The following is an 11,881-nucleotide window of genomic DNA, read 5'->3' as shown; positions in this document are numbered from 1 at the left end:
CGCGGCAGGCGCTGCGGGCGCCCGCACCGCCTGGCCCGGGATCGCGGCGATGGACGGCTCCTCCGCCGCACCGCCGCCGGCCGCCCCCGCGCGGGCCGCCCCCTCGCCGGTCATCGCCTCGACGAGATCCTCCTTCGGCAGCCCGGAGACCGGCGCGGTGAGGATGTGCCGGGCGTCGCGGAAGACGGTGACGGTGTCGCAGAGTTCGTAGACCTCCTGCAGGTGGTGGGAGATGAACAGGAAGGCGACGCCCTGCCGCTGCAGCTCACGCAGCTTGGCGAAGAGCCGGTCGATGCCGCCGGCGTCGAGCCGGGCGGTCGGCTCGTCGAGGATGATCAGGCGGGCGCCGAAGCTGAGCGCCCGGGCGATCTCCACGAACTGCCGCTGCTCGACGCCCAGGTCCTTGGCCCGCGCGGCGGGGTCCACCGCCACGCCGTACGCCGCCAGCAGCTCGCGGGCCCGCGCGCGCAGCCGGCGCCAGTTGATGGCGCCGCCGCCGGTGAAGCGGTTGAGGAAGAGGTTCTCCGCGACCGTGAGGTCCGGCACGATCATGAGCTTCTGGTAGACGCAGGCGACCCTGGCGCGCCACGCCGACGTGTCGCCGAACGCCGGCGCGGGCTCCCCGGAGAAGGCGACGGTGCCCGAGTCCGGGCGGTGCATGCCGGTGAGCACGGAGACGAGGGTCGACTTTCCGGCGCCGTTGCGGCCGACGAGGGCGTGCGCCTCGCCGGCCGCGACCTCCAGGCGGACGCCGTCGAGGGCGAGCGTGGGGCCGTAGCGCTTGACGATGCCGTCGGCGCGTACGGCGGGGGGCGCGGTGGCCACCGCTCAGCCCTGCTTTTCGAGCTGGTTGGCCCACAGCTCGGGGTCGTCGACGTTCTCCTTGGTGACCAGCGGGGCGGGCAGCTGGTCCTCCAGGCCGTTCGGGATCTTGACGATATTCGAGCCGTGGTCGGTCCTGCCCGGCTTGAACTCCTTGCCCTTCAGCGCCTGCTGAGCGTAGAAGAGCGCGTACTCGGCGTAGAGGTCGGCTGGCTGGGAGACGGTGGCGTCGATCGTGCCCTCGCGGATGGCGTCCAGCTCCTCGGGGATGCCGTCGTTGGAGACGATCGTGATGTGGCCCTCCTCGCCGGCGGGCTTGAGCAGGCCCTTCTGCTCCAGCAGCGCGAGGGTGGGCTGCAGGAAGGCACCGCCGGCCTGCATGTAGATGCCGTCGATCGACTTCTCCTTGGCCAGGACGCTCTGCAGCTTGGCGGAGGCGACGTCGCCCTTCCACTCGGTGGGCAGCTCGAAGACCTCCATGCGGGGGTACTTCTCGTCCATGCACTTCTTGAACGCCACCGAGCGGTCGCGGCCGTTGATGGAGGCCAGGTCGCCCTGGAACTCCACGACCTTGCCCTCGCCGCCGAGCTGTTCGCCCAGGTACTCGCACGCCTTGATGCCGTACGCCTCGTTGTCGGCCCGCACGACCATGTAGACCTCGCCCTTGTCGGGGCGGGTGTCTACGCTGATGACGGGGATGTCCTCCTCGGCCAGCCGCTCCAGGGTGGAGGCGACGGCGCCGGTGTCCTGCGGCGCCATGACGACGGCGTCGGCGCCCTGGTCGGTGAACGCCTGCACGTTGGCGACGAGCTTGCCGATGTCGTTCTGGGAGTTGGTGATCGGCAGGGCGTCGACCACACCGTCCGAGACGCCCTTGTCCAGGTACTGGTGGTAGGAGTTCCAGAAGTCGGTGTCGGTGCGCGGCATGTCGATGCCGACCTGGCCGTCGCCGGAGGCCGCGTCGTTGCCGCGGTTGCAGGCCGCCAGCGGGGCGAGGGCGAGGAGCGTGGTACAGGCCGCAACGGCGGTCGTGCGGAGTCTGCGAGTCAGCATGGGAGTCCCGTCCCGTCGGTCGTCTCGGGTGTGCGGCTGGGATGTGCGGCTGAAGAGCGGGGGCGCGGTGCGTCGGGCACGGGGCTCAGCTCCCCTGCGCCCGCTGGGCCACGGCCTGCCAGACGGGGCCGTCGGGGTAGCGGTGCGCGGCCAGCGACTCGGGGCGCATCCGTGCGGAGAAGCCGGGGGCCTCGGGCGCCCGGTAGCGGCCGTCCACGACGACGGCCGGGTCGGCGAAGTGCTCGTGCAGGTGGTCGACGTACTCGATGACGCGGTCCTCGCGGCTGCCGGAGACGGCCACGTAGTCGAACATGGCCAGGTGCTGCACCAGCTCGCACAGCCCGACCCCGCCGGCGTGCGGGCAGACCGGGACGCCGTGCTTGGCGGCGAGCAGCAGGACGGCGAGGTTCTCGTTGACGCCGGCCACCCGGGCGGCGTCGATCTGCACGAAGTCGACGGCCCCGGCCTGGAGCAGCTGCTTGAACATCACGCGGTTGGCGACGTGTTCGCCGGTCGCGACCTTCACCGGCTGCCCGGCGCGCACGGCGGCGTGGCCGAGCACGTCGTCGGGGCTGGTGGGCTCCTCGATCCAGTGCGGCCCGTACGGGGCCAGCGCGGTCATCCAGCGCACCGCGTCGGCGACGTCCCAGCGCTGGTTGGCGTCCACGGCGATGCGGACGTCCGGGCCGACGGCCTCGCGGGCGAGCCGCAGGCGGCGGATGTCGGCGTCGAGGTCGTCGCCCACCTTCAGCTTGATCTGGCCGAAGCCCTCGGCGACGGCGGCCTTGGCGAGCTGGACGAGCTTCTCGTCGGAGTAGCCGAGCCAGCCGGGGGTGGTGGTGTACGCGGGGTAGCCCTCGGCGCGCAGCCGGGCGGCGCGCTCGGCGCGGCCGGGCTCGGCGGCGCGCAGCAGGGTGAGGGCCTCGTCGGGGGTGAGGACGTCGGAGAGGTAGCGGAAGTCGACGAGGGAGACCAGCTCCTCCGGGGTCATGCCGGCGAGGAACTCCCACACCGGCAGCCCCGCCTGCCCGGCGGCCAGGTCCCAGGCGGCGTTGACCACGGCGCCGGCGGCCATGTGCATCACGCCCTTCTCCGGGCCGAGCCAGCGCAGTTGGGAGTCGTGGGTCAGGGACGTGCACAGGTCGGCCAGTTCGGCGGCGGTGTGCGGCGCGGGGCGGCCGACGACGTACGGCGCGAGGGCGCGGATGGCGGCGGCGGTGACGTCGTTGCCGCGGCCGATGGTGAAGCAGAAGCCGTGGCCCTCGACCCGGGGCGCGTCGGTGCGGAGCACGACGTACGCGGCCGAGTAGTCGGGGTCGGGGTGCATGGCATCCGACCCGTCGAACTCCAGTGAGGTGGGGAAGCGGATGTCGGAGACGTCCAAATCGGTGACAGTCGGTCGCATGCAGGCTTCCCTCGCGTCTGGAACATCGGATCTTTCGTCAGTCATCCGATGTATAGCCGGGCGGGCTTGCACACGTCCAGAGGCCGTGAGTGATTTATCCGTACGGGCGCTCTGCCAACCCTCCCTAAGGGGCACACCTCGGATGAATCGGTACTCGTGCCGCACGGGATACGGCGCCTCGGCGGGGAAGCCTTAGGCTGGGGGCCGCGTATCCCGGAGCATGTGGCCGCAGGGGCCGTTGCTCGTCAACCGCCGGAAGGAGGCGCTGGGTGATCGAGCTGGAGGGGCTGCCCGAGCTGGTCGACCCGGTGATGGTCTGCGCCTTCGAGGGCTGGAACGACGCCGGCGACGCCGCCTCCTCCGCGGTCGGTCATCTCGACCGGGAGTGGAAGGGCGAGGTCTTCGCGTCGCTCGACGCCGAGGACTACTACGACTTCCAGGTCAACAGGCCCACCGTCACCCTCCACGGCGGCGTACGGAAGGTCACCTGGCCGACGACCCAGCTGTCGGCGGTACGCATCGCCGACGCCGACGGCAAGGGCCACCCCCGGGACCTCGTGCTCGTCCGCGGCATCGAACCCAGCATGCGCTGGCGCTCGTTCTGCAACGAGATCCTCGGCTTCGCCCACGAACTCGGCGTCGAGCTGGTGGTCCTGGTGGGCGCGCTGCTCGGCGACACCCCGCACACCCGGCCGGTGCCGGTGACCGGCGTGACCTCCGACCCGGAGCTGGCCGAGGCGATGGACCTGGAGGAGACCCGCTACGAGGGCCCGACGGGGATCGTCGGCATCCTGCAGGAGGCGTGCACGCACGCGGGCGTGCCGACCGCCAGCCTGTGGGCCGCCGTGCCGCACTACGTCTCCCAGCCGCCGAACCCGAAGGCCACCCTGGCGCTGCTCAACCGGCTCGACGACCTGATCGACGTGCGCATCCCGCTGGGCGACCTGCCCGAGGACGCGCGGGCCTGGCAGCTGGGCGTGGACCAGCTGGCCGCCGAGGACACCGAGGTCGCCGAGTACGTGCAGACCCTGGAGGAGGCCCGCGACACCGCGGAGCTGCCGGAGGCGTCCGGCGAGGCGATCGCCCGCGAGTTCGAGCGCTATCTGCGCCGCCGGGACACCGGCCCGGGCCCGTACCTGCGCGACCTCTCCGGCCCCCAGCCCTTCCCGGACCTCCCGGCGCCGGAGGAGCGCGGCGCGGGCGGGAAGGGCAAGGGCACGGCGGACGCGGCGGACGAGGCGGACGAGGCCGCGGAGCCGGAGAACGGCGCCCCCGACCACGGCGAGGACGCCGGCGAGGACGCCGAGGACAGCGGGGACAGCGGGGACGCGGAGGGCGACGGAGACACCCGGGACACCCGGGACGGCGGGGACGCCGACAGCGGGGACGCGGACGGCGGCACCGACCGGCCCGCCGACGGCGACGAGCCGGGCGGCGACGGCAGGGCCGGCGGCAAGGACTGACGCGGCCCGCCGCCGGCCGTTACAGCGCCACGCCCAGCAGCGCGTCCACCGCCCGCGAGACCACGCCCGGCGCGCCCGTGTCCGTACCGCCCTCGACGCGCTGCAGCGCCGCCCAGCGGTCGACGGCGGCCAGCGCCGCGGGCGAGTCCAGGTCGTCCGCCAGCGCCTCGCGGATCTCCGCCACGAGCCACTCCGCGGGCGGCCCCTCCGGGCGGGAGACGGCGGCGCGCCACTCGGCCAGCCGCTCCTGCGCCCGCTCCAGCACGGCGGCGGACCACTCCCAGTCGGTGCGGTAGTGGTGGGCGAGCAGCGCGAGCCGTACGGCCACGGGGTCGACGCCGTCGCGGCGGAGCTGGGAGACGAAGACCAGGTTGCCCCGGGACTTCGACATCTTCTCGCCGTCCAGGGCGACGAGGCCGGAGTGCACGTAGGCCAGGGCGAAGGGGAACTCGCCGGTCAGCACCTGCGCGTGGGACGCGCCCATCTCGTGGTGCGGGAAGACCAGGTCGCTGCCGCCGCCCTGCACGTCGAAGGTCATGCCGAGGTGGTCCAGCGAGATGGCGACGCACTCGATGTGCCAGCCGGGCCGGCCGCGGCCGAGCGAGCCGCCGTCCCAACTCGGCTCGCCCGCGCGGGCGGCGCTCCACAGCAGCGGGTCCAGCGGGTTCTTCTTGCCGGGGCGGCCGGGGTCGCCGCCGCGCTCGGCGGACAGCTCCCCCATGGTGGCGGCGTCGAGCCCGGAGACGGCCCCGAAGCGGGGGTCGGATTCGACCGAGAAGTAGATGTCGCCGTCGAGTTCGTACGCGGCGCCGGCGTCGCGCAGCCGCTCCACGAGGGGCACGATGTCCGGTATCGCCTCCACCGCGCCGACGAACTCGCGGGGCGGGAGGTTCCGCAGCGCCGTCATGTCGTCGCGGTACAGGTCCGTCTCGCGGGCGGCGAGCGCGGCCCAGTCCTCGCCCGTCTCGGCGGCCCGCACCAGCAGCGGGTCGTCGACGTCGGTGACGTTCTGCACGTAGTGGACCTGCCGCTTGTTGTCCAGCCAGACCCGCTGCACGAGGTCGAACGCGGTGTACGTGGCCGCGTGCCCCATGTGGGTGGCGTCGTAGGGGGTGATGCCGCAGACGTAGATGCGGGCCTCCGGTCCCGGATCGAGGGTGACGAGCCCTCCGGTCGCGGTGTCGTGGAGGCGGAGGTCGCGGCCGGTGCCGGGGAGCACCGGGACCTCGGGAGCAGGCCAGGCATGCATGTAAACGAGCGTAACCGCCGGTGGCCTGGCCAAACGACCGGGGCCGGGCGAGCTTGCGGTTTCGGACAGGGGTGAGACGGTTTCGTACGAATGACGCCCCGGCGCCGCCGGCGCGGGACCGGGCGGGCGCCGCCGGGCGGTGGGGCTCAGACCGGCGGCCAGGGGATGGCCGGCCACTCGCCGCTCGGCGCCGGGTGCCGGCCGGAGGCCAGCAGCGCGGCGGCGCCGGCGCGCAGCGCGGCCACCTCCGCCGGGGTGAGGAGCGGCGCCAGCCGGGCGGCCAGCGGCCCGGCGGCGGGGAGGCCGTCCGCGAGCCGGTGCAGCACGGCCACGGCCTCGGCGGCCAGCGCCTCGCCGGCCCAGCCCCACAGCAGGGTGCGCAGCTTGTCGTCGGTGTGGAAGGTCACCCCGTGGTCGATGGCGTAGAGCCGACCGCCGGGGGCGGGCAGCAGGTGGCCGCCCTTGCGGTCGCCGTTGTTGATCACGGCGTCGAGGACGGCGAGGCGGCGCAGCCGGACGTCGTCGGCGTGCACGAGCAGCGCGGGGCGGGCGCCGCCGGTCTCGGCGTAGCCGACGGCCCTCCAGCCGGCGGCGGGCTCGTCGCCCTCGACCAGCGCGAGCAGTCCGGCACCGGTCTCCCCCGCCCCGTCCGGGCCGTCCGGGCCGTCCTCGTCAGCCGAGGGGATCCACAGCTGGCACATGCCCTCGCCGAACGGCCCGTCCCGCAGCACCGTCGGCGGCACCAGACCCCAGCCGGTGGCCTCCGAGACCTCGTACGCCGCGACCTCGCGCTGCGCCAGCGTCCCGTCGGGGAAGTCCCACAGCGGCCGCTCCCCCGCGACCGGCTTGTACACGCACTCCGCGGTGCGCCCGCCGTCGGCGACGGTGCAGAACAGGACCGCGTTCGACGCGCCGCGGATGCGCCCGGCGACGGTCAGCTCGCCGCCGGTGAGCAGCGCGCGGGCCTCGTCGGGCGCCAGGGCGGGCGGGCTCACTCTCCCCGGCGGTATCCGTTCTGGCGCGGACATACGTGTCCCTCCGGGTCGAGCGGCAGGCTGCACAGCGGGCAGGGCGGCCGGCCGGCGTTCACCACGTCGTTGGCGCGCTTGGCGAAGGCGCGCGCCATCTGCCCGGTGAGGCGTACGCGCAGCATCGGCGGGCCGTTCTCGTCGTCCTGCAGCAGCGCCTCCTCGGCCGCCGCCAGGTCCTCGTCGGAGTCGGCGTCCAACTCGACCAGGGCCTGCGCCTCGACGACCATCCGCTCGCCCTCCGCGTCCCAGGCCAGCGCCATCGTGCCGACCCGGAACTCCTCCTCGATGGGGGCGTCCAGGGGCGCGGTGTCGGTCAGGTCGGCGGGCGCCACGGCCGGCACGTCGCTGGTGCCGCCGCTGCGCCGCACCACCTCGTCGAGAAGTTCGTCGATCCGCTGGGCCAGCGCGGCCACCTGCGCCTTCTCCAGGGCGACGCTGGTGGTGCGGCCGGACTTGGACGCCTGCAGGAAGAAGGTGCGGCGCCCCGGCAGCCCGACCGTGCCGGCCACGAAGCGGTCCGGCGGGTCGTAGAAGTACACCTCACGCGGCACGTGCTGCTCCGATTACTCGACTCCTGAACGGGACCCGCTGCGGGACCGGTCCGACCACCCTACTGCGCATGCTGATCATCGAGGATCAACCGGCTCCGGCACCGCCGCCCACCTCCGCGGCGCTCGCCTCCGCCGCCGCTTCCGCGTCCGGCTCCCCGTCCGGCTCCCGTTCCGGCGCGGCCGCGGCGGGCGGCGGCGCGAGGTCGTCGAGCCGGCCGGTGTCGCCGAGGCGCAGCAGGAAGGGGCGCAGCGGGGTGTACCGGACCGCGGTGACGGAGGCGGGGCCGACGGCGATGCGCTGGAAGAGGTCGAGGTGCATCCCGAGGGCGTCCGCCACCACCGACTTGATGACGTCGCCGTGGCTGCACATGACGTACAGCGCCTCCGGGCCGTGCGCGGCGGCCACGGTGGCGTTCCACTCGCGCACCGCCGCCACGGCGCGCGCCTGCATCGCGCGCAGGGTCTCGCCGCCGGGGAACCCGGCCGCCGACGGGTGCTGCTGCACGGTGGCCATCAGCGGGTCCTGCGCCAGCTCGGCGAGCTTGGCGCCGGTCCACTCGCCGTAGTCGCACTCGGAGAGCCGTTCGTCGACGTGCACGGGCAGCTCGGGGCGGGCGGCCAGCAGCGGCTTCAACGTCTCGCGGCAGCGTTCCAGCGGGCTGCTGACCACGGCGGCGGGCGCCAGGGCGGCCAGCCGGGCGGGCAGCGCGGCGGCCTGCTCGGTCCCGCGCTCGTCCAGCCCGACGCCCGGGCTGCGGCCGGCGAGCACGCCGTCCACGTTGGCCGTGGAGCGGGCGTGCCGGAGCAGTAGGAGGGTGGGCATGGCAGCCAGCGTACGTCCTGTGCGACCCGGCGCACGGCTCTCGAAGGAATGACGGTGCGATCGCCGGCCGCGCGCTCTGCCACCGTCGGGTGACGACCGTCAGGCGAACTCGGTCGCGGTGCGCGGCGGCGGCCCGCCGAGGGCGTCGCGGCGCTCCGGCATCCGCAGCGCGACCAGGCGCCGCCAGCCGCCGGCGCGCTCGTACGCGTACATGCCCTCGATGCCCGCGGACAGCAGCATGCGCTTGCTCCGCGGCCAGCCCAGGATCCGCCCCATGTGCTCCATCACCGCGTGGCTCACGTCCCGGTACACCCGGATCTCGGCCGCCACCGCCTCGCGCAGCGTCTCCTTCACCCGCCGGCCGTGGCCCGCGGCGGCCAGGCCGAGCAGTTCCTCGTGGCAGTACGCGAGGTGGTTGTCCTCGTCGTGGGAGATCATCCGCACCGCGCGGCCGACCTCCGGGTGGTCGCCGAAGTGCGTGACGAGCATCTGCATCTGGTTCGCCGCCCGCTGCTCGGTGATCCTGCTGTGCGCGAGGTAGGTGATGATGTCGGCCTCGGTGAGCTGCCGGTCGCGGCGCAGCTGGTCGTGGGCGAGGCCGATGCCGATGCCCTCCAGCAGCATCGTGTAGTCGGTCTCGCCGGGGACCTCCACCGGCTCCATGCCGCGCTTCTTCAGCAGGGCGTTGAAGATGCGGCCGTGCTTGTCCTCGTCGGCTCCGTGCCGGGCCACCTTGGGGGCGAGCGCACGGTACGAGTCGGGGACGAGGACGGAGATCCGGGCGTTCTCCCAGCCGCCCTGGGCCTCGCCGGCGGCGGCGATGGAGCAGAAGAGCCGGAAGGTGTCGTCGTTGTCGAGGATCTCCTGGAAAAGGTCTTTGGCCGAGAGCATGTCACCGTCACCTTTCTCCGCCGGAATACACCCGTATTCGAGTGAATGACGCGGATGCGGACGACGCAACACCGCGGCACGGGCCATCCGCCATCCGGGGGATCCCGTAACCGATGCGGGGGTGGCGCGTTGGGTGGGTGACGGCCGTGGCGGGGAGGACCCCGAGCCCCCACCACGGCCGCGGCGCCGCCCCGGGGCGGGCGGCCGGCGGCTGCAGGGGCGGGGGCTCAGGCGAGGCCGGCGCGCTCCAGCGCCTCGACCCCGGCGCGTACGCCGGCGATGCGCTCCTCCCGGGTGAACCCGGACGGCGCCAGCGACAGGGACGTCACCCCCGCCTCGGCGTACGCCCGCATCCGGTCCGCGATCCGCTCCACCGGGCCGAGGAGCGTGGTGGCGTCGATCAGCTCCTGCGGCACGGCGGCGGCCGCGGCGGCCTTGTCGCCCGCGAGGTACGCGGACTGGATCTCCCCGGCCTCGCGCTCGTAACCCATGCGCGCGGCGAGGCGGTTGTAGAAGTTCTGCTTGGCGCTGCCCATGCCGCCGACGTAGAGGGCGGTGTACGGGCGGAAGACGTCGGCGAGCGCCGCGACGTCGTCCCCCACGGCCATGGGGACCGTGGGCACGATGTCGAAGCCCGCCAGCTCCTTGCCGGCCTTCGCGCGTCCGGCGCGCAGGTGGCGCAGCGTGGTCTCCTCGGCGTGCTCCGGCGAGTAGAAGACGAGCAGGGCGCCCTCGGCGATCTCGCCGGTCTGCTCCAGGTTCTTCGGGCCGATGGCCGCGATGTAGACGGAGATGTGCTCGCGTACGGGGTGCACGGTCAGCTTGATGGGCTTGCCGGGCCCCCCGGGCAGCGGGAGCGTCCAGTGCTCGCCGGCGTACGAGAGCCGCTCGCGGGACAGCGCCTTGCGCACGATCTCCACGTACTCGCGGGTGCGGGCGAGCGGCTTGCCGAACTCCACCCCGTACCAGCCCTCGGAGACCTGCGGCCCGGAGACGCCGATGCCGAGGCGGAAGCGGCCCTCGGTGAGGGAGTCCAGGGTGGCGGCGGTCATCGCGGTCATGGCGGGGGCGCGGGCCGGGATCTGGAAGATCGCGGAGCCGACGTCGATGCGCTCGGTCTTGGCGGCGACCCAGGTCAGCACGGTCGCGGCGTCGGAGCCGTACGCCTCGGCCGCCCAGCACACGTCGTAGCCGAGGCGGTCGGCCTCCTGGGCGACGGCGAGGTTGTCGGCGTCCATGCCGGCACCCCAGTAACCGAGGTTGATCCCGAGCCGCATGCGGGCCTCCCTGCTCCCCGGCGTACCACGCCGAGATCGTCGTACCGGTGGGTAATATATCGGTGCGACTCTAGCGCGACCGCCCCCGCCGCGCACCGCACCCGCCCCAGTAATCTCAACGCCCATGGAGCACAGGCAACTCGGCCGCACGGGCCTTCGCGTCTCCCGCATGGGACTGGGCACCCTCACCTGGGGGCGGGACACCGGAGAGGGCGAGGCGGCCGGCCTGCTGAAGACGTTCTGGGAGGCGGGCGGGACGCTCGTCGACACGGCCGACGTGTACGCCGACGGCGGCGCGGAGTGCCTGCTGGGGCGGCTGCTGGGGGGCCTCGTGCCGCGGCGCGACATCGTCGTCGCGACGAAGGCGGGCAGCGTGCCCGACCCCGACCGCCGCTTCGACACCTCGCGGCGGCACCTGCTCGGCGCGCTCGACGCCTCGCTGGCGCGGCTGGGCACCGACTACGTCGACCTGTGGCAGGTGCACGCCTTCGACCCGTACACGCCGCTGGACGAGACCCTGCAGGCCCTCGACACCGCCATAGCGAGCGGCCGGGCGCGCTACGCGGGCGTGAGCAACTTCTCCGGCTGGCAGCTCGCCAAGGCCGCGACCTGGCAGCTGGCCGGCGTCGCGGGCGGGGGCGCGGGGACGGTCGGCGGCCGGACCCGGCTGGCGTCGACGCAGATGGAGTACTCGCTGCTGCAGCGCGGGGTGGAGCGGGAGGTGCTGCCGGCGGCGCTGGACCTGGGCGTGGGCCTGCTGCCGTCGTCGCCGCTCGGCCGCGGCGTCCTGACCGGCAAGTACCGCGACGCCACGCCGCCGGACTCGCGCGGCGCCTCGGCGCACCTGGCGCCGTTCGTCGCGCCGTACCTGGACGAGGAGGCCGGCCGGGTGGTGGACGCGGTGGCCACGGCGGCGGACGGGCTGGCGGTGACGCCGCTGGAGGTGTCGCTGGCGTGGGTACGGGACCGGCCGGGGGTGACGGCGCCGCTGGTGGGGGCGCGCAACGCCGAGCAGCTGACGGCGGCGTTGTCGGTGGAGGGTCTTACGCTTCCTGACGAGATCTGCCAGGCGCTGGACGACGTGTCGGCGCCCGTGCACCGCTATCCCGATCAGGACTGGAGCACGCTGTGAACGACGCACGGGAGGCCGCGGAGGCCGCGGACGCGGCGGGCGGCGGTACGGGGCCGGAGGCGACGCCCGCGGCGAACGGCGCCGGGGCGGGCGACGGGACGAGCGGGACCGGCGGCGAGGGGGAGAGCGCCGCGACGGACGTGGGCCCGGAGACCGCCGCGGACGCGGCCGGCGGCGAGGGCGT

11 protein-coding genes and 1 pseudogene are annotated in these 11,881 nt (G+C 74.2%); 3 read left to right on the top strand and 9 right to left on the bottom strand.

All coding sequences use genetic code 11. The features are described 5' to 3' along the window. The 3 genes from ABD317_RS26510 to ABD317_RS26500 all read right to left on the bottom strand — a co-directional run. On the bottom strand, window positions 1–825 hold an 825-nt coding region (locus ABD317_RS26510; protein ID WP_344292680.1), incomplete at its 3' end, for an ATP-binding cassette domain-containing protein. Between the two features lie 3 nt (window positions 826–828). Further along, window positions 829–1,875, bottom strand: a complete 1,047-nt coding sequence (locus tag ABD317_RS26505; RefSeq protein WP_344292677.1) for a sugar ABC transporter substrate-binding protein — start codon at window positions 1,873–1,875, stop codon at window positions 829–831. 85 nt (window positions 1,876–1,960) lie between these two features. Next, on the bottom strand, window positions 1,961–3,280 hold the full coding sequence (locus ABD317_RS26500) for an enolase C-terminal domain-like protein (protein ID WP_344292675.1): 1,320 nt from the start codon (window positions 3,278–3,280) through the stop codon (window positions 1,961–1,963). A 269-nt stretch (window positions 3,281–3,549) separates the two neighbouring features. Between ABD317_RS26500 and ABD317_RS26495 the strand changes: the two genes are divergently transcribed. Further along, entirely contained in the window at window positions 3,550–4,743 is a 1,194-nt protein-coding gene (locus ABD317_RS26495; RefSeq protein WP_344292673.1) for a PAC2 family protein, read from the top strand. Window positions 4,744–4,762: 19 nt separating this feature from the next. On the opposite strand, the gene mshC is transcribed toward ABD317_RS26495, so the two are convergent. The 6 genes from mshC to ABD317_RS26465 form a co-directional block, all read right to left on the bottom strand. Continuing rightward, the gene (gene mshC, locus ABD317_RS26490) at window positions 4,763–5,992 is read right to left on the bottom strand and encodes a cysteine--1-D-myo-inosityl 2-amino-2-deoxy-alpha-D-glucopyranoside ligase (RefSeq protein WP_344292671.1); all 1,230 of its coding nucleotides are present in this window, start codon (window positions 5,990–5,992) and stop codon (window positions 4,763–4,765) included. A gap of 146 nt (window positions 5,993–6,138) precedes the next feature. Continuing rightward, on the bottom strand, window positions 6,139–7,020 hold the full coding sequence (locus ABD317_RS26485; RefSeq protein ID WP_344292668.1) for an SCO1664 family protein: 882 nt from the start codon (window positions 7,018–7,020) through the stop codon (window positions 6,139–6,141). Further along, window positions 6,984–7,574, bottom strand: coding sequence for a DUF3090 family protein (locus ABD317_RS26480; RefSeq protein ID WP_027757077.1), 591 nt, complete (start codon window positions 7,572–7,574; stop codon window positions 6,984–6,986). The genes ABD317_RS26485 and ABD317_RS26480 overlap by 37 nt, the downstream gene beginning before the upstream one ends. A gap of 85 nt (window positions 7,575–7,659) precedes the next feature. Next, the gene (locus ABD317_RS26475) at window positions 7,660–8,397 is read right to left on the bottom strand and encodes a histidine phosphatase family protein (protein ID WP_344292665.1); all 738 of its coding nucleotides are present in this window, start codon (window positions 8,395–8,397) and stop codon (window positions 7,660–7,662) included. A 99-nt stretch (window positions 8,398–8,496) separates the two neighbouring features. Then, complete coding sequence (locus ABD317_RS26470; protein ID WP_344292663.1) at window positions 8,497–9,288, bottom strand: ferritin-like domain-containing protein; 792 nt, start codon at window positions 9,286–9,288, stop codon at window positions 8,497–8,499. 227 nt (window positions 9,289–9,515) lie between these two features. Next, complete coding sequence (locus ABD317_RS26465; protein WP_344292661.1) at window positions 9,516–10,565, bottom strand: LLM class F420-dependent oxidoreductase; 1,050 nt, start codon at window positions 10,563–10,565, stop codon at window positions 9,516–9,518. Between the two features lie 124 nt (window positions 10,566–10,689). Between ABD317_RS26465 and ABD317_RS26460 the strand changes: the two genes are divergently transcribed. After that, entirely contained in the window at window positions 10,690–11,697 is a 1,008-nt protein-coding gene (locus ABD317_RS26460) for an aldo/keto reductase (protein ID WP_344292659.1), read from the top strand. After that, window positions 11,694–11,881 (top strand): annotated as a pseudogene (locus tag ABD317_RS26455) (extracellular catalytic domain type 1 short-chain-length polyhydroxyalkanoate depolymerase); the annotation flags it as partial. The gene ABD317_RS26460 and the pseudogene ABD317_RS26455, both read left to right, overlap by 4 nt.

The organism is Streptomyces synnematoformans (genome assembly GCF_039531005.1).
GTDB lineage: Bacteria > Actinomycetota > Actinomycetes > Streptomycetales > Streptomycetaceae > Streptomyces > Streptomyces synnematoformans.
Note: the sequence above shows the minus strand (reverse complement) of the source record. Positions and strands in the feature narration are given on the sequence as shown.